The following is a 21,696-nucleotide window of genomic DNA, read 5'->3' as shown; positions in this document are numbered from 1 at the left end:
CCGGCTCGTGAAGGATCAGGCGGCGCCGACTGGCGGTGCGCGCGCGAGGGCGGCGCGAAAGCCGGTGCGCGGGTAGTACGGCACCCGTACCCGGGGGGGCGGGTCGATGTTTGACTGCGCGGCGCGCGGGAGGGTAAGAACGTCGGTCGTGACGAGCGGCTGGTGCGCCCAGAGCGTGCAGTAGCCGCACTTCTCCCAGTGGTCGGCCGATGCGAGCGAATGATCGGCACCACCGTGAAGGCCGTGTTGCTCAGTGGCGCGAGACGGCGCGGGCGGTGCCTGTGCGTCGTCGTGTCCGGAGTGGCCGTCGTGGGCGGGTGCTCGCTGTGCATCGGCGCGCGCTGCCGTGTTCGTGCCGAGCGAGGCCTGCGTGCCTTGCGCCGTGCAGTAGATCGCGAAGGGGTCCTGCTGAACGGCGGCCCGCCACTGCGCGATCGCAGGCATGAGCGCCGCCAGCAGGATCGCCAGCAAGGCGATCCCGATTGCGACGCGTTGCTGTCGGAGCTTGCGCATGCCTGGGCCGGGGGAGTGACGACGTGAGATTCACGGAACCAGGCATTGTAGGCGGGGTCTTCGGGCAACGTAAATGCTTTGCGTTCTCATGTAGGGAGGACGCGACAATTTGACGCATCGCCGGACGTCACGTGCGTGTTGCCAACGTGGACTTGCAGCAGCCCGGACACTCATGAAAAGGGAGCGCCACCGCCCGACAGGCATCAGTGGCGGTCCACATCGGAATCAGAACTTCATGCCGAGGCCGACGCCCACGATGAGCGGGTCGATGTGAAGCGTGCCGAGATCGGCGCCGGCAAGCGAGGTGTCGGTCTTCATCCAGATCTTCTTGATGTCGACGTTGAAGAAGAGGTTCTTCGTCATCTGGATGTCCACGCCGGCTTGCAGTGCGGGACCGACGCTGTGGTTCTTGATCGAGATCGGTGTGCCGCCCGCATTCAGGCTGCTGTTCCAGAAGCGCGTGTAGTTGACGCCCGCGCCGACGTAAGGCCGAACCTTGCCTGCGTGGTTGAAATGGTATTGCAGCAGCAGCGTCGGCGGCAGTACGTTCACACCCCCGAGATGTCCGAGGCTCGACGTGAGCTGATGACGGGACATGCCGAGAATGAGCTCCACGCCCACGTTGTCGAGAATCATGTACGTGAAGTCGAGTTCGGGCACGATGGCATTGTTGACGGTCACCCCCAGCGTCGGCAGCACGCTGCCGCTTGCATGCGAGTCCGGCATGATGCCGATGGCGCGCACGCGCGCAAGGATGTCGCCGGCGTAGATCCCCTGTGAGCTGTCCTTGATGAAGCCGAAGGTCTTCTGCGCTTCGGGCGCCCCTTGTGACGATTGCGCGTTGGCGCAAGTGCTGGAAAAGGCGATGCCGGTGAGCAGTGCGGCGGCGATCGCCGTGGCGCCGAGAGAGTGCTTCATGATGTTGTCCAAAGTCGTGAGTGAGCACGGACGATGGTAGAAGCGGGGCGCGCAGGCGTACTTGATGCGCGTCAAGCGCGGGGAAACACGAGCGCGTCATGCGACAAACTGTCGCGCGCTCGCGTGGCATTCCGATGCAATCAGTCTCGCGGCAGCAACACGACGGTGAGCGAGCGAACGCCTTGCGCGCCCTGAATGAGTACCCCTTCGATATCGGCGGTGGCCGAAGGCCCCGTCACCAGCACTGCATATCGCGCCGACGCGAAATCGGGCAGCCGGTAAATGTCCTGCAGGCCGTCGACGATGTCGCGCGGGTCGAGCAGCACGACGAGGTGTTGCACGAGATAGCCGAGCGCATTCACGCCGTACTCCTGCTCAGAGAGCCAGACCGAGCCGGTTTCAGCCACACCGAAGCGGGCGCGAACCACACCGACCTCAACGTCGTGCAACGACGCCGGCGCGCGCCTCGCGTCGAGCGGCTGCGCACCTCGGGCCTGCGGCGTCGCCGTGACCGGCGTGATGCCGGGGAAGCGTTCGGCAAGCCAGCCGGCCAATGCCGGTGCGTCGTCCAATGTCACGAGCTTGCCGCCCATGGCGACGAGTTGATGGCCGAAACGTTCGCGGCGGTCGCCGGCAGGCGTCTCGAAGACGGGGAGCGCCGGCAGGGGGAAGGGCTCGCGGCCGCCGTCGGTCGGGTGGTCGTCGTCGCGCAATGCCACACGTTGTGCGGCGCGCACGCGAACGAGGAATGCTTCGCGGGACGTATTCACAGGGTCTCCCCGGGGCTCGGTTGATCGGGATCGCTCGCCGCCGCTTCCGATACCGGATCGAGCGTGGGGCGGTTGGCGTCGTACCAGTCGCGAAACGTTTGCGACGGCGCATCGGGAAGGTCACGGCCCTTGCCCCACGTATTGAGCGGGTTATAGAGCAGCAGGTTTGGCAACCGGTGCAACGCGGCGTTCATCGACTTCACCGACGCCCGGTACAGCACCGGATTGGCGAGCAGCTTGCCAGCGACCTTGATCAGGCCGCGCTTGACGGGCGGCAGCTCGCCTTCCTCGGCCACGATCTGGCGCCACTTGTACAGCTGCTCGTGAATGTTGATGCGCACCGGGCAGACGTTCGAGCAACTCCCGTTCATCGTGGATGCGAACGGCAGCGCGCTGTAACGTTTGAGGTCGTATGCGGGGTTGAGGATGGCGCCGATCGGCCCGGCGTAGGTGCTGCCATACGACAGCCCGCTGCTGCGACGGTAGACGGGGCACGTGTTCATGCATGCGCCGCAGCGGATGCACTTGAGCGAGTACCAGAAGTCGTCCATTGCCAGGCGGGCGGTGCGGCCGTTGTCGACGATGACGAAGTGCATTTCGGTGCCCGGACGAGGCGCACGGAAATGCGAGGTGTACTGCGTGATGGGAGAGCCCAGCGCGCTGCGCGAGAGCAGGCGCACGAACACGCCGAGATCGGCCATGCGCGGAATGAGTTTTTCGATGCCGAGCGACACGATGTGTACCGGCGGCACGTTCGCCGACAGATCGGCGTTGCCTTCATTGGTGCAGACCACGACGGTGCCGGTCTCGGCAATGGCGAAGTTGCAGCCGGTCATCCCGGCGCCCGCCTCGAGAAAGGCGGGGCGTGTCGTGCGGCGCTGGCTTTCCGCCAGATAGTGCACATCGTCGTTGTTGGGGTCGGTGCCGAGGGTGCGCCCGAACAACTGTGCCACGTCGCCGCGCAGCTTGTGCACGGCTGGCACGACCACGTGCGACGGTGGCTGCCCGTCGAGTTGCTGGATGCGCTCGCCGAGATCGGTCTCCATCACCCGGATGCCGCGCGGTTCCAGGTATTCGCGAAGCTCGCACTCGTCGGTCAGCATGGACTTGCTCTTGACGAGCGTCTTGACGTCGTGCGCGGCCAGAATGCCGTGCACGATGGCGTTGTGCGCGGCGGCATCGAGCGCCCAATGCACTTTCACACCGTTGGCTTCGGCCCGCGCGGCGAACTGTTCGAGATAATCCCCCAGCCGGGAGAGTGTGTGTTCCTTGATCTGCGAGGCGAGTGTGCGCAGCGTCTCCCATTCGTCGATGGATGCCGCTTGCGCGTCGCGCTTCATGCGCAGGTCCCAGAGTCGCTTGTCGTGGAACGCCACATGTTCCGTCTTGGCGAGAAACGCCTCCGCGTTTTTCGCGTGATCGACGCGTGTCGTGCCGCTCATGCCGGGACCTCCTCGCGCGCGCCGCCGTCTACCCCATTGAGGATCTGTGCGATATGCAGGAAGCGCATGTGGGTTCGGGTGCGGGCCGCGCAGCCCTTCTGATGCATCAGGCACGACATGTCGGCCGAGACGATGAACTGCGCGCCCGCGTCGAAATGGTCGCGAACCTTGTCCTGCCCCATCTTGACGGAGACGGCCTGCTCCGACACCGAAAACGTGCCGCCGAAGCCGCAGCACTCGTCCGGTCGGCGCGGGGCGGCGAAGCGGATGCCGGGCACGCCTTCGAGCAGCGTGCGCGCCTTCGACCAAGGCTCGCCGGGAATCTCGCTCGCCGAGGCCGCATGCAGGTGACGGATGGCGCTGCAGCTGTTGTGCAGCCCCACCGTGTGAGGGAAGTGGGCCCACGGGAAGTCGCGGACTTGCAGAATGTCGTGCAGGAATTCCGTGAGTTCGTACGTGTTGGCGCGAACCGTCGCAACGCGCTCCGACTCGCCTGCCGCGCTCAGGTGCTTGCGCACGTGATGCACGCAGCTCGAAGAGGGCGACACGATGCAGTCGTAGCCGGCGAAGTTCTCGACGAAGAGCGCTTCGGTCCCGGCTGCGTCGGCTTCGCAGCCATTGTTGGCGAGCGGTTGCCCGCAGCAGGTCTGACGGCGCGGGTAATCGACTGTCACACCGAGTTTCTCGAGCAGTTCCAGGGTGGCGATGCCCACTTCGGGGAACAGCGCATCGATGAAACAGGGAACGAACAGGGCCACTTTCATGGGGGTCTCCTACGGGGGACGACACGTCCGCCGCCGTGTGGCCGGCGACGGACGCTGCTACGGGAAATGGCTTCAGTGCACCAGCATCCCCGTGAGCCAGTAAGCCTGCACGAGCGTGATCAGGCCGGCGAGCACCACGAACATGAGGCTGTGCCAGACCGTGAAGCGGAACAGATCGGCTTCCTTGCCAATCAGCCCGGTTGCCGCGCACGCCACGGCGATCGACTGCGGGGAAATCATCTTGCCGGTCACACCGCCAGTGGTGTTGGCGGCGACGAGCAACGTGTTGGATACGCCGATCTGCTGCGCGGTGGTGCTTTGCAGGCCGGAAAAGAGCGCATTGGACGAGGTGTCCGACCCCGTCAGGAACACCCCCAGCCAGCCGAGTAGCGGCGAGAAGAACGGAAAGGCCGCGCCGGTATGGGCGAGCAGTAGCGCCAGCGTCGTCGACATGCCCGAGTAGTTCATGACGAACGCGAACGCGAGCACCAGACCGATGGCCAGCACGGGCTTTTTCAGCTCGGCGACCGTTTCGAAGAAGCTTTTCACGCCGTCGGTGGGCTTCATGCGAAGCAGGGCCATGGACAGCAGCGCCGCGATGAAGATGGCGGTGCCAGTGGCCGAGAGCGCGTCCCATTTGAAGAGGGCGTCCATCGGCGTGGGGTTGGCGACGATCGGCGCCGCCTTGGCAACCAGGCGATCGAGACCGGGCACGTGCAGGGCCGGCACCGTCCAGGCGAGCACGGCACCCTTGGCGAAGAGTGCCTTGAACGCAGGCAGGCTCCAGATCGTGACCATGCCGGTGAGAATCAGGAACGGCGACCATGCGCGCAGAATCTGGGCGCCGGTGTATGGCGAGGGTTGACGGCTGCGCGGCGTGCCGCCGCCGAAGCCACCCAGCGTCGCGGCGCCACCCGAGGTCGTGACGGTCGCCCCGCCGCGCGCGGTCGACGTCTTCGGCTGCCAGACTTTCAGGAAGCTGGCCAGGCACACGAGCGAGAACAGCGACGAGATGATGTCCGGCAATTCCGGTCCGATGTGATTCGACGAGAAGTACTGCGCCACGGCGAAGCTGCCGCCGGCCACGAGCGCGGCGGGCCACGTTTCCTTCACGCCACGTTTGCCGTCCATGATGAACACCAGCCAGAACGGCACGAAGGCGGAGAGCAGGGGCAACTGACGCCCGGCCATGGCGCCGATGTGGAACGGGTCGATGCCGCTCACCTGGCCGGCCACGATGATCGGAATGCCCATCGCACCGAACGCCACCGGCGCGGTATTGGCGATCAGGCAAAGACCGGCCGCGTACAGCGGCTGGAAGCCCAGCCCGACAAGAAGCGCGGCGGTGATCGCCACCGGGGCGCCGAACCCGGCCGCGCCCTCGAGGAATGCGCCGAACGAAAAGCCGATCAGCAGCATTTGCAGCCGCTGGTCGTCGGTCAGCGAGACCACCGAGCTCCGAATGATCTCGAACTGCCCGGTCTTGACCACGACCCGGTAAAGGAAAACCGCCGTCACGATGATCCATGCGATAGGCCACAGGCCATAGGCAAAGCCGTACACGGCCGACATCGCGGCCATGCGCGCCGGCATGCCGAAATACGCCACGGCGATGAGCAGCGCGAGCGCAACGGTCACCGCACCCGCGACATGCGCCTTCATGCGCAGCCCTGCCAGCCCAACGAAGAAAACGACAATCGGTAACGCGGCCATAAGTGCCGCAATCCATAGCGTGCCGCCCGGCACGTAGTTCTGAACCCACACTTCCACTTACGTCTCCTCGATTTGGTGATCGATGCTTTGATGCCCGTTCGGGCTGTATGCCGTGCGCGCGTGCGCGCTCTGATGGCGGCAGGGGCACGACGGTCGGCTCGGACGTGATGTCCGGCTGCCGCGATGATCGACACCCGGGAAACGTTCGGGCAAACTGGTCGTACCAGTTGTCACGGGTGACGGCCGACGGGGCAAAATCACGGCGTGCCCGGAACATGCGCCGACGGCGTACACGGGAACGGCGACATGCGTTTGCCTCGCGATCCGTGCCACGCATGGCCGATATCAACCGCATTGGCAACGTCGCAGGAGACGTCATCGTGAGCGGTCCCAATCTGACCGAGCGCATCACGCGCGAGCTCGAAACCCGATTGATCGAAGGCGTCTGGTCGCCGGGCGAACGCATCCCCAGCGAACGCGCGCTCGCGACGGCGCTCGGCGTGGCGCGCTCGACGGTGCGCGCCGCGCTTCAGCGACTGATTGCGCGCGGGCTGCTCAAGACACGCGCAGCGTCGGGCGTCTATGTCTCGGATCGGTTGCAGACGGGCTTGATTTCACCGTGGCGGCAACTCGTGGGCGATCACCCGGAGTTGCGCCCCGACATGCTGGAATTCCGGCTGATGCTCGAAGGCACCACGGCCTACCTGGCAGCGGTACGGGCCACCGATGAGGACCTCGCGCGCATAGGCGAGCTGGTCGACGGATTGGTCGAAGCCCACGCACGGGGCGACACCGTGCTCGAATCGCGCCTGGACGGCGACTTCCATACGGCGCTTGCCAATGCGTCGCACAACGCCATGCTGCGTCATTTGCAGGGCAGTGTGGTCAAGATGCTCTACGAGCACATCTCGCTCAACAATGCCGGACTGACCGAGTTGCGCGAGCAGGCCTCGGAGACCATTCTTGCGCAGCACCTCGCGCTTTGGGAGGCGATCCGCACGCGTCAGCCGGACGAGGCGCGGCGCATCATGCGCGAGCACATCGGCTTCGTGTGGCGCAAGCTGGAGCCGGAATCCCCGGTGCCGATCGTACCCTGACCCCACCCGTGGTTAATCGCGCACGCCTGTGCGCCGCCCGCGCCGCACCCGCCGCACCCGCTGGTTTTGGTAGGATGCGGACTTTGCCACGCGTTCCCCCATCGTGAAGCGCCTGATTTCGTCGTTGTTCCTGCTGTTCCAGCGTGTCGTCGCCCTGGCAGGGCGGTTCGGCCGGCACCTATGGCAACGCCTGCAGCCACATGCCGCGCGCGCGTGGCATCACGTCCGACACCCCACGCGTCGGGGTGTGCTGATCGCCATTGCGGTGCCGCCAGGCCTGCTCATCGCCTACACGTTGATCCTGATTCCGTTCACGCCGGGCATTCGCGATATTCGTCGCGCGAAGATCGACCAGCCCGCACAGGTCCTGTCGGCCGACGGCAAGCTGCTCGCCGAGTTTCGCCCGTCGAATCGCGAGTGGGTGGCGCTCAAGGACGTGTCGCCGAATGTGGTCAAGGCGCTCATCGCCACTGAAGATCACCGCTTCTATGAACATCACGGGATCGACCTGAAGCGTACGGCCGGGGCGGCGCTGCACACGTTTTCCGGCGACCGGCAGGGCGGCTCGACGCTCACCCAGCAGCTCGCCCGCAACCTGTATCCCGATGAAATCGGCCGCGCGCCCACGCTCACGCGCAAGCTCAAGGAGGCGATCACCGCGCTCAAGATCGAGGCCCTGTACACGAAGCCCGAGATTCTCGAGACGTATCTGAACACTGTGCCGTTCCTGTACAACGCCTACGGTATCGAGATGGCGGCGCGCACGTACTTCGACAAGTCCGCCGACCAGCTTGACGTGGTCGAGGCCGCCACGCTCGTGGGCATGCTCAAGGGCAACAGTTACTACAACCCGGTGATCAATCCGGAGCGCGCGCTGCAACGACGCAACACCGTGCTCGCGCAGATGGTGAAATTCGGCGATCTGGATGCGTCGAAGCTTGCTGCCCTGCAAAAGCGTCCGCTGCGCATCGACTTCGAGCGCCAGACCGAAGCGCCGGGTCCCGCGCCTCACTTCGCGCAGCAGTTGCGCAAGTGGCTCATCGGCTGGGCGGATCGCAACGACTACAACATCTACTCTGACGGCCTCGTGGTGCACACCACCATTGACTCGCGGCTGCAGACGATGGCCACGCAGGCGCTTACGCGTCAGGCGAATCAGCTGCAGGGCATCGCCGACGCGAACTGGTCGGCGCGCGGTGGCTGGCGCGACAGCACGGCGCTGGTGCAGTCGTTCGTGCGCGAGTCTGCGGAGTACCGCAACGCGGTGGCAGCCGGCGAAGCACCGGAGGCGGCAATGAAGCGTCTGCTTGCCGACAGGACTTTCATGCAGAATCTGCGGGCCACGAAAACACGTGTGCAGGCGGGCTTTCTCGCCATCGATCCGCGCACCGGCGAGATTCGCGCCTGGGTCGGTAGCCGCGATTTCACGATCGATCCGTTCGATCACGTGCAGCAGGCCCGGCGTCAGCCCGGTTCGACATTCAAGCCGTTCGTCTATGGCGCGGCCTTCGCCAAGGGGCGCAAGCCGGATGACACCATCGTCGATCAGGTCGTCGACATTCCTCTTGCGGGCGGCGAGATCTGGCGCCCCAGCGACGATTCCGCGCCGACCAACAAGCCCATGACGCTGCGTGATGCGCTCGCGCAGTCGCGTAACACCGTGACGGCACAACTCATGCAGGACGTGGGGCCTTCGCGTGTGGTCGGATTGGCGCGCGCGATGGGGGTGCGCGAAAGCAAGCTCGATCCGGTGCCGTCGCTGGCGTTGGGTACGAGCCCCGTCTCGCTCAAGGAAATGGTTGCCGCCTATGGCACGATCGCCGACGGCGGAGAGTATCGCGAGCCGACCATGGTCACCGAGATCACGAACGGCGAAGGCGAAGTGCTCGCCAGGTTTTCTCCCGCGCGTCCCGAGCGCGCGCTATCTCAGGCCGACGACTACACGTTGCTCGACACGATGCGCGCTGTCGTCAACCGGGGCACCGGGAGTGCGATCCGTACGCGCTTCGGCATTCGCGCTGACGTGGCGGGCAAGACGGGCACGACGCAGGACAACGCCGACGGCTGGTTCATCCTGATGCAGCCGCAACTCGTGGCGGGCGCCTGGGTCGGCTTCAACGACAGCCGCATCACACTGCGCAGCGACTACTGGGGGCAGGGCGCGCACAGTGCGCTGCCGATCGTCGGCGATGTGTTCTCGCGGGCGCTGCGCGCCAGGTTGATCGATCCGAATGCAAAATTCGAGGCGCCCGACAACCACCATTGGTACAGCGATTGGTGGACGAGGGCGTCGGATTGGGTGACCTCGCTTTTCGCGAAGTCTCCGGAACCGGCGTCCAGGCGCAAGGCGCCCGTGAAGCGGCCCGCCGCACCCGCGCCGTCCACCGCGTCGGTGCCCGGGCCGGAGGCGGCGAGCGACGGCGGACCGTTGCCGGTGCCCGTGGCGTCCGCGGTGCTGGCGCAGCCGGAATATGCGTCGCCTGCGAGCGTACCGCCAGCCTCGGGGGTGTCAACCGGCGCCCCATCTTCCGCGCCCTCCACGCCCTCTACACCCTCTACACCCTCTACACCCTCGCAGACGACCCCCGGCGCGCCGCACGGCAACACGATTCCCGGCGTGCCCGGCGAGTGGAACGGGCCGGGCGGGGCGGGGCCCGCGCTGAACGGCAGCCCGACGTCGCCGGGCCGCGCGGGCGCGGGAAGTGCGGGAAGTGCGGGAAGTGCCGGCACACCGATCTTCTCACTGCCCGGGTCTTCCGGTTCGACGCCATCCTCGCCGCCCACTTCCGCGTCGGGGCAATGATTGCGCCGCAGGCGTGCATTCTCGATGCGAAAAAGGTTTGACCTGAAGTCGACTTGAGTTGGCGCACTGGATAATGTGCGCAACGCCGACCGGATTGCAGGACATCATGGGGATCTATCGCGATTCGGCCCGCATACACCTTCAGGAGGTTTTCCAATGACCGCATCCGCCAACCACGATCAAGCCGAACTCTGGAATGGCCGCTCGGGCAGCGTCTGGGTGGACGAGCGCGTCGCGCTCGATCGGATGTTCGCGCCGCTCGCCAGTTTCCTCGTCGAAAAAGCTAGCCATGTGGCGAAGGGATTGCCCTCCGGGTGCGTGCTCGACGTCGGCTGCGGTACAGGCGGAACGACGCTCGCGCTGGCCGATATGCTGGGCGAACGATGGCAGGTCACCGGCGTGGATATCTCGGCCCCGATGATCGCGGAGGCTCGCTCGCGTGCCGCGCATGCTCGCAAGTCCGTCGCATTTCTGCGTGCCGACGCACAGACGCATGCGTTGCCGGGGGCGCAATTCGATCTCGTCGTATCTCGTCTTGGCGTGATGTTTTTCGATGACCCGGTCGCGGCATTTGCGAATCTGCTGACGTCGGCCAGACGCGGTGCCTCGCTGCATGCGCTGGCGTGGCGCAGCCCTGCGGAGAACCCGTTCATGACGGTGGCCGAGCGGGCCGCGGCGCCAATGCTCGACGCGATGCCAGCACGTGTGCCTGGCGCGCCCGGACAGTTCGGGTTCGCCGACGCCGCGCGCGTGGAGCGAATCCTGGGCGACGCCGGCTGGCGCGACGTCGTGCTGAGCCCCGTACAATTCGATTGCGCGCTCGCGCTTGCCGACCTGCGCACGTACGCTTCCCGTCTCGGGCCTGTCGGACTGGCGCTGACCCGGCTGGCGACGCACGAAAGAGAACGCGTGATCGACAAGGTCGTCGACGCCTTCGCGCCGTTTGTGTCCGGCAACGACGTGCGCTTTGCCGCCGCCTGCTGGCATCTCTCGGCACGTGCCCCGGCCTAGTGTCCCGTCTGGCCAGGGCGTCGAACTCACCACAGGGAACCGTATCGCGCCGCCAACGCCGCTTGAGGCGACAGGTCCCGCCGATCATCCGATCGACCGGCACGATCTTCTCGTCCAGCTCGCCGCAACGTTCATTGGCCTGAATGCGGCGACGCCGTCCGCCTCACGTGACTTCGCGCTCAACGGCCGGGCATCTCATCGATGCACCGGCCATTTCTCCCTCAGGCGGGACGCTTGGGAATGTCGAGGCCGCGAATCACCGCAGGGCGCGCGACGAAGGCATTGAGCGCGCGTTGCACGTTGCGGAATTGCTCGAAGCCCACCAGCTCGCCCGCTTCGTAGAAGCCGACAAGGTTGCGGATCCACGGGAACGTGGCGATGTCGGCAATGGTGTACTCGTCGCCCATGATCCACTCGTGCGTTTCCAGACGCTTGTCGAGCACCGCAAGCAGGCGTTTGGACTCATTGACGTAACGATCGCGAGGACGCTTGTCCTCGAACTCCTTGCCGGCGAACTTATGGAAGAATCCGAGCTGACCGAACATCGGTCCCACGCCGCCCATCTGGAACATCACCCATTGCAGCGTTTCATAGCGCGCCGCCGGGTCGGCGGGCAGCAGCTTGCCGGTCTTCTCTGCCAGGTACCAGAGAATGGCGCCCGATTCGAACAGCGGCAGCGGCTTGCCGCCGGGGCCGTTGGGGTCGAGGATTGCCGGGATCTTGTTGTTCGGATTGAGCGACAGGAATTCCGGCGAGAGCTGATCGTCGGTCTGGAAGCTGACCAGGTGCACTTCATAAGGCAGCCCGATTTCCTCCAGCATGATCGATACCTTCACGCCGTTGGGGGTGGGCAGCGAGTAGAGCTGAAGACGTTCGGGATGCGTGGCCGGCCACTTGCGCGTAATCGGAAACGAGGACAAATCGTGGGACTGATCGGACATGGGGATCGATGCAATCGGAATGAGCGGCCAAACGCACCGCGGGACACCCAATATAACGCCAAGTGCGCTGGCGTGCTGACGCACGCACCGTCGCCAGTCATGCATGCACCGCGATCGTGCGTCGAGGTGCCGCTGCGGCTTTCATGACAGCCTTGCGGCGTGTCGTGTGAATCCGGCTCATGCGCGCATCAAGCAAACTCCACTTGAACGTGCGCTCATCGCGGCATTAAATAGAGTTCCTTCGCGTGGCGCGTCATCGCCGCCCCGCGAAGTGCTGTCGCTGCGGCGGGCGCCCTGCGCAGCGCCGCGTTCCTGTCGAGACGCGGCATCCCCCGCCATGACGGCGTTGCGTCTCGTTCTTCCTCCTCCTCGTTCTTAGTTCTTATCGCGCATTGCGCAAGGATCGAACCATGAGCACGTTCAAGACGAAAGACGGCACGTCGATTTATTACAAGGACTGGGGCTCGGGCCGCCCCGTGGTGTTCTCGCATGGCTGGCCGCTCAGTGCCGACGCCTGGGACGCCCAGATGCTGTTTCTGGTGCAGCACGGCTACCGAGTGATCGCGCACGACCGTCGCGGGCACGGCCGCTCGGACCAGCCGGGTCAGGGCAACGACATGGACACCTACGCCGACGATCTCGCGGCCCTGGTCGAGCATCTCGATTTGCACGACGCCACGTTCGTGGGCCATTCGACCGGCGGCGGCGAGGTGGCACACTACCTCGGACGCCACGGTACGAAGCGCGCGGCGCAGGCCGTCCTGATCGGTGCCGTGCCGCCGGTCATGGTGAAGTCCGATAAGAATCCGAACGGATTGCCCATCGGTGTGTTCGACGAAATTCGCGCCAACGTCGCCGGCAATCGTTCCCAGTTCTATCGTGACCTCGCCGTGCCGTTCTATGGCTACAACCGGCCGAACGTCAAACCGTCGCAAGGCGTGATCGATGCCTTCTGGCTTCAGGGCATGTGGGGATCGCACCTCGGGCAATACCTGTGCGTAAAGGAGTTCTCCGAGGTCGATTACACCGAAGACCTGAAGAAGATCGATGTGCCAACGCTCGTGTTGCACGGCGACGACGACCAGATCGTGCCGATCGACGATTCGGGCAAACTGACCGCACAGATCGTCAAGAACGCCACGCTCAAGGTCTACCCCGGTGGCGCGCACGGCATGTGCACGATCGAGGCCGACAAGGTGAACGCCGATCTGCTGGCATTCCTGCGCACGGCGTCGTAGGCGGCGCGAGAAAACAAAAAAGGGACGGCATGCCGTCCCTTTTTCATGGCGTCGGTCAAGCGGTAGCGCTTAGCCGTTCTTGAGCACCTTGGCGATGCTGTCCGCTACCACGGCAACGTTCTTCTCATTGAGGCCAGCCACGCACATGCGGCCCGAGCGGATCAGGTAGACCCCGTACTGCTCGCGCAGCACGTCGACCTGCGCCGCCGACAGACCCGTGTACGTGAACATGCCGCGCTGCTCCAGGTAGCGCGAGAGCATGTTCTCCGGCACGTGAGCGCGCAACCCTTCGTGAATCGCGCCGCGCATGCGCGTGATGCGCTGGCACATTTCCGAGAGTTCGGCTTCCCACGCCTTGCGCAATTCCGGGGTGCTCAGCACCTTGGCCACGATCTTGGCGCCGTGCGTCGGCGGGTTGCTGTAGTTCGAGCGAACGGCACTCGTCAACTGACCCAGCACGCGATCGGCCGCTTCCGACGATTCGCAGATCACCGACAGGCCGCCGCAACGCTCGCCATACAGCGAGAAGTTCTTCGAGAACGAATTGGCGACGAACGCCGGCACGCCCTGACGCGCGAGTTCGCGAATCACGAACGCATCGGCGTCGATGCCCGAACCGAAGCCCTGATAGGCCATGTCGACGAACGGCAGCAGTTCGCGCTTTTTGAGCACGTCGATCAGTTGCACCCATTGAGCGTCGTTCAGATCGACACCGGTCGGGTTGTGGCAGCACGCGTGCAGCAGTACCACGCTGCGGGCCGGGAGCTTGTCGATGGCGTCGACCATCGCTTCGAACTGCAGACCGCCGGTGGCTTCGTCGTAATACGGATACGTATTCACGGTGAACCCGGCACGCTCGAAAATGAAGCGATGGTTGTCCCACGTCGGGTCACTTACCCACACCTGCGAGTTCGGGAAGTAACGCTTGATGAAGTCGGCGCCGACCTTGAGCGCCCCGGAGCCGCCGAGCGTCTGCACGGTGGCGATGCTGCCATTGGCGCGGGCAGGCGAGTCGTCACCGAAGACCAGCGCCTGCACGGCGTCGCGGTAGTTGGCGAAGCCCGCCATCGGCAGATACGGCTTTGGCCCGACTTCGGCCAGCAGCAAGGCTTCGGCCTCGCGTACGGCCTGCATGACCGGGAGACGGCCAGCTTCGTCGTAATAGATGCCGATGCTCAGGTTGACCTTGTTGGTACGCGGATCCTTGGCGAAATTCTCGTTGAGCGAGAGGATCGGGTCGCCGGGATAGGCATCGATATGTTCGAACATGGCAGTTCCTGAAAAAACGATAGAGATTCGTGACGATGTCGCTGACGCAGGCCCGGATCAGCGCCACGCCGCCGGGCGCACCCGGTGGCAAACGCTTGATGATACCGCTAGTGAGGTATCCCCGGGGATTGCCGGAATGACCGGAATTGCGGAGATGACGATTGACGCGGCAGTCGGCAGTCGGCGGGGGGCGGGGCCGCTCGCGTCGTTCGACGCGCGACCGCCCCGCCCCGCGGCCCGCGTCAGCGCGTTGCGCTTACGGGCACCGGCGCCGCGCCGCGCTTCTGGCGCAGACGATAGCCGACGCCCAGCACGACCAGCCACACCGGAATCAGGTAGACCGAGATGCGCAGATCCGGGATCAGGTACATCACCACCAGGATGCCGCCGAGGAACGCCAGGCACAGGTAGTTCGTAAGCGGATAACCGAGGCTCTTGAACAATGTCGTTTCCCCGGCGCGCGCCTTGGCGCGGCGGAATGCCAGGTGGATCACACTGATCATCGCCCAGTTGATGATCAGTGCCGAAACGACCAGGCCCATCAACAGTTCGAACGCCTTGCCGGGCATGAAATAGTTGATCACCACGCAAATGGCGGTGGCCGCCGCCGACACGCCGAGGGCCGCGAGCGGAATGCCACGGGCGTTGACCTTGAGCAGCGCGCGCGGTGCATTGCCCTGGCCGGCCAGGCCGTAGAGCATGCGGCTGTTGCAGTACACGCCGCTGTTATACACGGACAGCGCGGCGGTGAGCACCACGGCGTTGAGCACATTGGCCACGAAGTTGCTGTTGAGTTCGTGGAAAATCAGCACGAACGGACTGCCGCCGGTGACAACTTTCTCCCACGGGTAGAGCGAGAGCAGCACGCCGAGCGCGCCCACGTAGAAAATCAGAATGCGGTAGATCACCTGATTGGTCGCGCGAGGGATGGTGCGCGACGGATCGTCGGCCTCCGCGGCCGTGATGCCGACGAGTTCGAGCCCGCCGAACGAGAACATGATGACGGCCATCGCCATGACGAGGCCTGACACACCGTTCGGGAAGAAGCCGCCGTGTTGCCACAGGTTGGCCACGCTCGCCTCGGGGCCGGCGTTGCCGGAGAAGAGAAGGTAACCGCCGAAACCGATCATGCCGACGATGGCAGCGACCTTGATGATGGCGAACCAGAACTCCATCTCGCCATACGACTTCACGCTGGTGAGGTTGATGGCGTTGATGATGCCGAAGCACACGAGTGCCGAGACCCAGGTGGGAATGGCGGGCCACCAGTACTGGACGTAGATGCCGACCGCCGAGAGCTCGGCCATCGACACGAGCACATACAGCACCCAGTAGTTCCAGCCCGACACGAAGCCTGCGAATTGCCCGCAATACTTGTTGGCGAAGTAACTGAAGGAGCCGGCGACGGGCTCGTCGACGACCATTTCACCGAGCTGTCGCATGATGAAGAAGGCGACGATGCCGGCAATGGCATAGCCCAGCAGAACTGAGGGGCCGGCGGTCTTGATGGTTTGGGCGATGCCGAGAAAGAGGCCTGTGCCGATCGCGCCACCCAGCGCGATCAACTGGATGTGACGATTCTTCAGGCCGCGATGAAGCGAGCCTTCGTGTGCTGCATTGGCGGACATGTCTGTTCCTTACCCTGACTTCGATACCTTGCGACGCGGTCCTCTGCTCTCGTGCTTTCGGCACGAACCGGGACCGTTGAGCCGCCACGGTACGGCGCTCGTGACGCCGTTGCCGTGTCCTTTGGGACCCTCTTGCGAGAGAGGGTCATGCGCCCGGCAGCCCGCGGGCCGCCGAGTGTCTCCCCTGGACTCAGACCTTGAGCGTGCCCCGCTCGATCTGGTCGCGTTCGAGCGATTCGAACAAGGCCTTGAAGTTGCCTTCGCCGAAGCCGTCGTCGCCCTCGCGCTGGATGAATTCGAAGAACACGGGGCCGAGCAGCGTCTTCGAGAAAATCTGCAGCAGCAGGCGCGGCTTGCCGCCCTCGGTCGTGCCGTCGAGCAGGATGCCGCGCGACTTCAGTTCGCCCACCGGCTGCCCGTGGCCCGGCAGGCGGGTCTCGAGCGCATCGTAGTAGAAGTCGTTCGGGGCCGTCATGAGATCGACACCCGCCATTTGCAGGTTGTCGATGACCTGGATCAGGTTGTCCGTGAGGAAGGCGATGTGCTGAATGCCCTCGCCATTGAAGGCCATCAGGAATTCTTCGATCTGGCCGCTGCCCTTGGCCGATTCCTCGTTCAGGGGAATGCGGATTTTACCATCGGGCGCAGTCATCGCCTTGGACGTGAGGCCCGTGTATTCGCCCGAGATGTCGAAATAGCGAATCTCACGGAAGTTGAACAGCCTCTCGTAGAAGTTGGCCCAGTAGGCCATGCGGCCGCGGTAGACGTTGTGCGTCAGGTGGTCGATCAGCTTCAGGCCGTGGCCGACCGGATGGCGGTCGACGCCTTCGATGAATTCGAAGTCGATGTCATAGATCGACTTGCCTTCCTCGAAGCGGTCGATCAGGTACAGCGGCGCGCCGCCGATGCCCTTGATGGCCGGCAGACGCAATTCCATCGGCCCGGTCTCGATTTCGACCGGCTGGGCGCCGAGCGCCAGCGCGCGGGCGTAGGCCTTGTGCGAATCCTTCACGCGAAAGGCCATGCCGCAGGCGCTCGGGCCATGCTCGGCGGCGAAGTAGGCCGCTTCGCTTTTCGGCTCGCGATTCACGATGAAGTTGATGTCGCCCTGACGGTACAGCACGACGTCTTTCGAGCGATGGCGCGCCACCAGCGTGAAGCCCATCTGCTCGAAAATCGGTTCGAGAACATTCGGCGTGGGCGAGGCGAATTCCACGAATTCGAAGCCCATCAGTTGCATCGGGTTGTCAAAGAGGTCGGCCATGTTCGTCTCGGCGAAGTGAGGTGATTTGTGAGGTGGCGGACTCGACGAATCCGGCGAATCCGGTACAGCAGGTCAATCCGGCGCATCCGTTGGACGCTTGCACTGGAAAGTGGTTGTCACGCATCGGAGACGACGGAGCTTTTGGGAATGCAACAAAATTGTGGTTTGCTGACCGCTGGGTCGGGAAATCGACCACTGCCAGTTCCATCCGCCGGAATCCTTGCGATGACAAGCATTTCGCGTGCATTTACGATACTTTCCGGCGGTCAGTGTAAGTGCGGTGACGCAAAATAGGATTTCGTAACAACGGTAGGGAAACCCTAATTTGTGAATTAAAATTTCGTCACTCGGATTATTTTGGAAATTAAAGTGCAAAACATCGAGATTGATCGGATTGACGTACGCTTGTTGGGGATTTTGCAGTCCAATGGCCGAATTTCGAATCTGGAACTGGCCGAGGCGATCAAGCTCTCCCCGGCGCAGACACTGCGGCGCCACCGCCGGCTCGAGGAGATGGGCGTGATCAAGGGCTACGACACGCGTCTGGACGCCCAGCGCCTGGGATTCAGCGTGGTGGCGTTCGTCCACGTGACGATGGAGCGGGGGCATATCCGTGATCTGTCGAACTTCAAGGGGCTGGTCGCCGAACTCGCGCAGATTCAGGAGTGTTTCTCCGTGACGGGCGATATCGATTACGTGCTCAAGGTCGTCGCACGCGATCTGAAGGCGCTTTCCGAATTTCTGCTCGACACGCTCATGCGCATTCCCGGTGTGAGCGCCGTGAAGTCGAGCGTCTGCCTCGACGAAATCAAATGCACATCCGCGGTGCCCCTGACGGGCTGATGGCGCGCCGCTCGTTCCATCGGTGGCCCCGCCACGTTGGGAAGCGCATCGACGGGCACAACGAGAATCGCGAGGCGACACATCATGGTTGACAGCGTCGGAAAATCTGTGATCTCATGTGAAGCATGATCACCGCGCAATTCACCCTCTCGCTACGACTACTAGCCCGCTCCACCGGGCTTGGTCCGTTGCTGCGCGCGTGCATCGTCTGAATTCCTCACTGAAGCACCGCTGATTTTCCCCAGTTACGCCGACCTGAGCCCCGGTTCATTCAACCGGAGGTCGTAGCTTATCTGCGCCTGCATGCGTCGTCCGGTTGTCACTTTTTGCCGACCCACGAGACAACGCCATGCTGAAGAATCCCGCTACGAAGTACCGTCCCTTCACTCCGGTCAACATACCGGACCGACAGTGGCCGAGCCGCACCATCACGCGAGCGCCGATCTGGATGAGTACCGATCTGCGCGACGGCAACCAGGCCTTGTTCGAGCCGATGGACGCCCAGCGCAAGATGCGCATGTTCAAGGCACTCGTGGCCATCGGTTTCAAGGAAATCGAGGTGGCGTTCCCCTCCGCGTCGGATACCGATTTCAACTTCGTGCGCGAATTGATCGAAGGCGGTCATATTCCCGACGACGTCACCATCGAAGTGCTCACCCAGGCGCGCGACGATCTCATCGAACGCACGTTCGCCGCCCTCAAGGGCGCCCCGCGCGCCATCGTTCACCTCTACAACGCCACGGCGCCGGAATTCCGCCGCATCGTCTTCAATCTCGACCAGCCGGGCGTGAAGGCCCTTGCCGTGTCTGCCGCAAGGACGATCAAGCGCTGCGCCGACGCCGCGCCCGAGACGCAGTGGACGCTGCAGTACAGTCCGGAGACGTTCACCGGCACGGAGCTCGAGTTTGCGAAGGACGTCTGCGACGCCGTGTTCGACGTCTGGCAGCCGACCCCCGAGCGCAAGTGCATCGTGAACCTGCCCGCCACGGTGGAAATCGGCACCCCGAACTATTACGCCGACCAGATCGAGTGGATGCACCGCAATCTCGCGCGTCGCGATTCGCTGATCCTGTCCGTGCACCCGCATAACGATCGCGGCACGGCGGTGGCGGCCGCCGAACTCGCCGTGATGGCAGGCGCCGATCGTATCGAAGGCTGCCTCTTCGGCAATGGCGAGCGTACCGGTAACGTCGATCTCGTCACGCTGGCGCTGAACCTCTACACGCAAGGTGTGGACCCGGGCCTGGACTTCTCGAACATCAACGAGATCGCGCGTACATCGGAAGAATGTACGCAGTTGCCGGTGCATCCGCGGCATCCGTACGTCGGTGATCTGGTGTTCACCGCGTTCTCCGGCTCGCACCAGGATGCCATCAAGAAGGGTTTTGCCGCGCAAAAGGCCGACGCAATCTGGGAGGTGCCGTATCTGCCGATCGACCCGAGCGATCTCGGTCGCACCTACGACTCGATCATTCGCGTGAACAGCCAGTCGGGCAAGGGCGGCATTGCGTATCTGCTCGAGCAGGCCTACGGCGTGCAAATGCCGCGCCGTCTGCAAGTCGACTTCAGCTCGGCCGTACAGCGCTACACCGACGAAACCGGCGCCGAAGTCACCGCGTCGCAGATCTGGCAACTGTTCCAGAAGGAATACGTGAGCGCGGCCGAACCGGTTGCCTACATCGGTCACACCCTCTCGGAGCGCGATGGGCGCCAGCATATCGCCGTGACGGTCGACATCCATGGCCAGCGCACGACGGTGTCGGGAGCGGGCAACGGTCCGCTCGACGCGCTGATGAATGCGATGCGCACGCCTGTGCGCGTGCAGCACTACGAGGAGCGTGCTCTCACTCAAGGCGCGGATGCGCGCGCCATCGCTATCGCCGAAATGGCGGGCGAGGCGATTGTGGGCAGTGCGTTCGGTGTCGGGATCGACGCGAACCTGACCACGGCGTCGATCCGCGCGGTCATCAGCGGCATCAACCGCGCCTATGCCCGCAGCGACGCGCAGGCGCAGGCCGAATTCTTCGGTGGTGTGATGCGCGACGTCGCCAAGGCGGTCTGAGCGCCGCAGGATTCAGAGCAGGAGAGTACAGGAGACATTGGGCAGACGAGTCCCGCGCCGCACCGATCGTGCGGGCGGGACCCCGGGTGCGGCAGGGTGGGACTTATCCGGTTCCACATGCGCGCCCGGCCCGAAGACATCGGCGGGGGGACGGGCGTACGGGGCGTACGAACGTACGCGCGTTACACCGCTTCGATGGCGATAGCGATGCCTTGGCCGACCCCAATGCACATCGTACACAGCGCGAAGCGGCCACCGGAACGCTTGAGCTGATACATCGCCGTCGTGACCAGACGTGCGCCGCTCATGCCGAGCGGATGGCCCAGTGCAATGGCGCCACCGTTCGGATTGACGCGCAGGTCGTCGTCGGCCACGCCGAGCTGTCGCAGCACGGCAAGGCCCTGGCTCGCGAATGCCTCGTTGAGTTCGATGACGTCGAACTGATCGAGCGACATACCGAGCCGCGCGAGCAGTTTTTGTGTTGCGGGAGCCGGACCGATGCCCATGATGCGCGGTGCCACGCCTGCCGTCGCCATGCCCAGGATCCGGGCGCGCGGCGTCAGGCCGAAGCGCGCCGCGCTCGCCTCGTCTGCCAACAGCAGTGCGCAGGCGCCGTCGTTGACGCCAGAAGCGTTTCCGGCGGTCACGGTCCCATCAGGGCGTACCACGCCCTTGAGTCTGGCAAGCGCTTCCATGCTCGTGGCGCGCGGGTGTTCGTCGCGATCGACGACGATCGCCTCGCCCTTTTTCTGGGCGATGGACACCGGCGTGATTTCCTCGGCCAGCGTGCCGTTCGCTTGCGCGCGTGCGGCCTTCTCCTGCGAGCGCACGGCGAAGCGGTCCTGATCCTCGCGACTGATGCCGAACTCGGTCGCCACGTTCTCGCCCGTCTCGGGCATCGAATCCACGCCGTACTGCGCCTTCATGAGCGAATTGACGAAACGCCACCCGATGGTCGTGTCGTAGATTTCCGCCTGACGCGAAAATGCGCTTGCCGCCTTGCCCATCACGAACGGGGCGCGGCTCATGCTCTCCACGCCGCCGGCGATCATCAGTCCGGCTTCGCCCGCCTTGATGGCGCGCGCCGCGGTGCCGATGGCGTCCATGCCCGAACCGCACAGGCGGTTGAGGGTGGCGCCGGGCACGTCCTGCGGCAGGCCCGCGAGCAGCGATGACATGCGCGCCACATTGCGGTTGTCTTCGCCGGCCTGATTGGCGCAGCCGAAGATCACATCGTCGATCTGCGTCCAGTCCACGTTCGCATTCCGCGCCATGAGCGCCTTCAGGGGAATGGCGCCGAGGTCGTCGGCACGTACGGAAGACAGTGCGCCGCCGTAGCGGCCGATCGGGGTGCGAATCGCGTCGCAGATAAAGACTTCACTCATGCTGGAACCTCATCGGATGGAAAATCGCCGGGTCG

Annotated in this window: 17 protein-coding genes; 6 read left to right on the top strand and 11 right to left on the bottom strand. The window is 64.4% G+C overall.

The genetic code is table 11. From position 1 onward, the window contains the following. Nucleotides 1–15: 15 nt before the first annotated feature. From PMO31116_RS04855 to PMO31116_RS04830, 6 genes are all read right to left on the bottom strand, one after another. On the bottom strand, nucleotides 16–513 hold the full coding sequence (locus PMO31116_RS04855) for a DUF2946 family protein (RefSeq protein ID WP_150565721.1): 498 nt from the start codon (nucleotides 511–513) through the stop codon (nucleotides 16–18). A 225-nt stretch (nucleotides 514–738) separates the two neighbouring features. After that, entirely contained in the window at nucleotides 739–1,431 is a 693-nt protein-coding gene (locus PMO31116_RS04850) for an OmpW/AlkL family protein (RefSeq protein WP_150565720.1), read from the bottom strand. Nucleotides 1,432–1,571: 140 nt separating this feature from the next. Then, nucleotides 1,572–2,201 carry a LutC/YkgG family protein gene (locus PMO31116_RS04845; RefSeq protein ID WP_150565719.1) on the bottom strand — a complete coding sequence of 210 codons (630 nt, stop codon included), beginning with the start codon at nucleotides 2,199–2,201 and terminating at the stop codon, nucleotides 1,572–1,574. Continuing rightward, a complete protein-coding gene (locus PMO31116_RS04840) occupies nucleotides 2,198–3,643 on the bottom strand; it encodes a lactate utilization protein B (RefSeq protein ID WP_246185147.1) in 1,446 nt (481 codons plus the stop codon). Before PMO31116_RS04840 ends, PMO31116_RS04845 begins: the two co-directional genes overlap by 4 nt. Next, nucleotides 3,640–4,407, bottom strand: a complete 768-nt coding sequence (locus PMO31116_RS04835; protein ID WP_150565718.1) for a (Fe-S)-binding protein — start codon at nucleotides 4,405–4,407, stop codon at nucleotides 3,640–3,642. The genes PMO31116_RS04840 and PMO31116_RS04835 overlap by 4 nt, the downstream gene beginning before the upstream one ends. Nucleotides 4,408–4,479: 72 nt before the next feature. After that, a complete protein-coding gene (locus PMO31116_RS04830) occupies nucleotides 4,480–6,177 on the bottom strand; it encodes a lactate permease LctP family transporter (RefSeq protein WP_150565717.1) in 1,698 nt (565 codons plus the stop codon). Nucleotides 6,178–6,455: 278 nt separating this feature from the next. Here PMO31116_RS04830 and PMO31116_RS04825 point away from each other — a divergent pair, with 278 nt between their 5' ends. From PMO31116_RS04825 to PMO31116_RS04815, 3 genes are all read left to right on the top strand, one after another. Next, nucleotides 6,456–7,217 (top strand): FadR/GntR family transcriptional regulator, encoded by a 762-nt coding sequence (locus PMO31116_RS04825; RefSeq protein ID WP_425494763.1) that lies wholly within the window; start codon nucleotides 6,456–6,458, stop codon nucleotides 7,215–7,217. 154 nt (nucleotides 7,218–7,371) lie between these two features. Beyond that, nucleotides 7,372–10,020 (top strand): penicillin-binding protein 1A, encoded by a 2,649-nt coding sequence (locus tag PMO31116_RS04820; RefSeq protein WP_246185163.1) that lies wholly within the window; start codon nucleotides 7,372–7,374, stop codon nucleotides 10,018–10,020. A gap of 156 nt (nucleotides 10,021–10,176) precedes the next feature. Continuing rightward, complete coding sequence (locus PMO31116_RS04815) at nucleotides 10,177–11,031, top strand: class I SAM-dependent methyltransferase (RefSeq protein ID WP_150565715.1); 855 nt, start codon at nucleotides 10,177–10,179, stop codon at nucleotides 11,029–11,031. A gap of 221 nt (nucleotides 11,032–11,252) precedes the next feature. On the opposite strand, the gene PMO31116_RS04810 is transcribed toward PMO31116_RS04815, so the two are convergent. Further along, nucleotides 11,253–11,972 carry a glutathione S-transferase N-terminal domain-containing protein gene (locus PMO31116_RS04810; RefSeq protein WP_150565714.1) on the bottom strand — a complete coding sequence of 240 codons (720 nt, stop codon included), beginning with the start codon at nucleotides 11,970–11,972 and terminating at the stop codon, nucleotides 11,253–11,255. Between the two features lie 410 nt (nucleotides 11,973–12,382). On the opposite strand from PMO31116_RS04810, the gene PMO31116_RS04805 reads away from it, so the two are divergent. Then, nucleotides 12,383–13,210: an alpha/beta fold hydrolase gene (locus tag PMO31116_RS04805; RefSeq protein WP_150565713.1), complete on the top strand. Its 828-nt coding sequence runs from the start codon at nucleotides 12,383–12,385 to the stop codon at nucleotides 13,208–13,210. 69 nt (nucleotides 13,211–13,279) lie between these two features. Here the strand turns inward: PMO31116_RS04805 and PMO31116_RS04800 are convergent, their stop codons facing one another. The 3 genes from PMO31116_RS04800 to hppD all read right to left on the bottom strand — a co-directional run bounded on the left by PMO31116_RS04800 (nucleotide 13,280) and on the right by hppD (nucleotide 17,371). Further along, the gene (locus tag PMO31116_RS04800; protein WP_150565712.1) at nucleotides 13,280–14,479 is read right to left on the bottom strand and encodes an amino acid aminotransferase; all 1,200 of its coding nucleotides are present in this window, start codon (nucleotides 14,477–14,479) and stop codon (nucleotides 13,280–13,282) included. A gap of 242 nt (nucleotides 14,480–14,721) precedes the next feature. Further along, on the bottom strand, nucleotides 14,722–16,107 hold the full coding sequence (locus tag PMO31116_RS04795) for an amino acid permease (protein WP_150565711.1): 1,386 nt from the start codon (nucleotides 16,105–16,107) through the stop codon (nucleotides 14,722–14,724). 190 nt (nucleotides 16,108–16,297) lie between these two features. After that, nucleotides 16,298–17,371: a 4-hydroxyphenylpyruvate dioxygenase gene (gene hppD / locus PMO31116_RS04790; protein ID WP_023597628.1), complete on the bottom strand. Its 1,074-nt coding sequence runs from the start codon at nucleotides 17,369–17,371 to the stop codon at nucleotides 16,298–16,300. Nucleotides 17,372–17,740: 369 nt separating this feature from the next. Between hppD and PMO31116_RS04785 the strand changes: the two genes are divergently transcribed. Then, nucleotides 17,741–18,214: an Lrp/AsnC family transcriptional regulator gene (locus tag PMO31116_RS04785; RefSeq protein ID WP_150565710.1), complete on the top strand. Its 474-nt coding sequence runs from the start codon at nucleotides 17,741–17,743 to the stop codon at nucleotides 18,212–18,214. Nucleotides 18,215–18,563: 349 nt separating this feature from the next. Beyond that, nucleotides 18,564–20,276, top strand: coding sequence for a 2-isopropylmalate synthase (gene leuA, locus PMO31116_RS04780; RefSeq protein WP_150565709.1), 1,713 nt, complete (start codon nucleotides 18,564–18,566; stop codon nucleotides 20,274–20,276). Between the two features lie 182 nt (nucleotides 20,277–20,458). Here leuA and pcaF read toward each other — a convergent pair whose 3' ends face one another. Next, on the bottom strand, nucleotides 20,459–21,661 hold the full coding sequence (pcaF, locus tag PMO31116_RS04775) for a 3-oxoadipyl-CoA thiolase (protein ID WP_150565708.1): 1,203 nt from the start codon (nucleotides 21,659–21,661) through the stop codon (nucleotides 20,459–20,461). Nucleotides 21,662–21,696 lie beyond the last annotated feature (35 nt).

Origin of the sequence: Pandoraea morbifera (assembly GCF_902459575.1) — a bacterium.
Lineage (GTDB): Bacteria > Pseudomonadota > Gammaproteobacteria > Burkholderiales > Burkholderiaceae > Pandoraea > Pandoraea morbifera.
This window is presented reverse-complemented; position numbering and strand designations above follow the sequence as displayed.

Excerpts from the sequence above, each read along its gene's own strand:
- PMO31116_RS04810 (WP_150565714.1), bottom strand. The coding sequence starts at position 11,972 with ATGTCCGATCAGTCCCACGATTTGTCCTCGTTTCCGATTACGCGCAAG.
- PMO31116_RS04815 (WP_150565715.1), top strand. The coding sequence starts at position 10,177 with ATGACCGCATCCGCCAACCACGATCAAGCCGAACTCTGGAATGGCCGC.
- leuA (WP_150565709.1), top strand. The coding sequence starts at position 18,564 with ATGCTGAAGAATCCCGCTACGAAGTACCGTCCCTTCACTCCGGTCAAC.
- PMO31116_RS04840 (WP_246185147.1), bottom strand. The coding sequence starts at position 3,643 with ATGAGCGGCACGACACGCGTCGATCACGCGAAAAACGCGGAGGCGTTT.
- hppD (WP_023597628.1), bottom strand. The coding sequence starts at position 17,371 with ATGGCCGACCTCTTTGACAACCCGATGCAACTGATGGGCTTCGAATTC.
- PMO31116_RS04800 (WP_150565712.1), bottom strand. The coding sequence starts at position 14,479 with ATGTTCGAACATATCGATGCCTATCCCGGCGACCCGATCCTCTCGCTC.
- PMO31116_RS04795 (WP_150565711.1), bottom strand. The coding sequence starts at position 16,107 with ATGTCCGCCAATGCAGCACACGAAGGCTCGCTTCATCGCGGCCTGAAG.
- PMO31116_RS04805 (WP_150565713.1), top strand. The coding sequence starts at position 12,383 with ATGAGCACGTTCAAGACGAAAGACGGCACGTCGATTTATTACAAGGAC.
- PMO31116_RS04825 (WP_425494763.1), top strand. The coding sequence starts at position 6,456 with ATGGCCGATATCAACCGCATTGGCAACGTCGCAGGAGACGTCATCGTG.
- PMO31116_RS04850 (WP_150565720.1), bottom strand. The coding sequence starts at position 1,431 with ATGAAGCACTCTCTCGGCGCCACGGCGATCGCCGCCGCACTGCTCACC.
- pcaF (WP_150565708.1), bottom strand. The coding sequence starts at position 21,661 with ATGAGTGAAGTCTTTATCTGCGACGCGATTCGCACCCCGATCGGCCGC.
- PMO31116_RS04835 (WP_150565718.1), bottom strand. The coding sequence starts at position 4,407 with ATGAAAGTGGCCCTGTTCGTTCCCTGTTTCATCGATGCGCTGTTCCCC.
- PMO31116_RS04855 (WP_150565721.1), bottom strand. The coding sequence starts at position 513 with ATGCGCAAGCTCCGACAGCAACGCGTCGCAATCGGGATCGCCTTGCTG.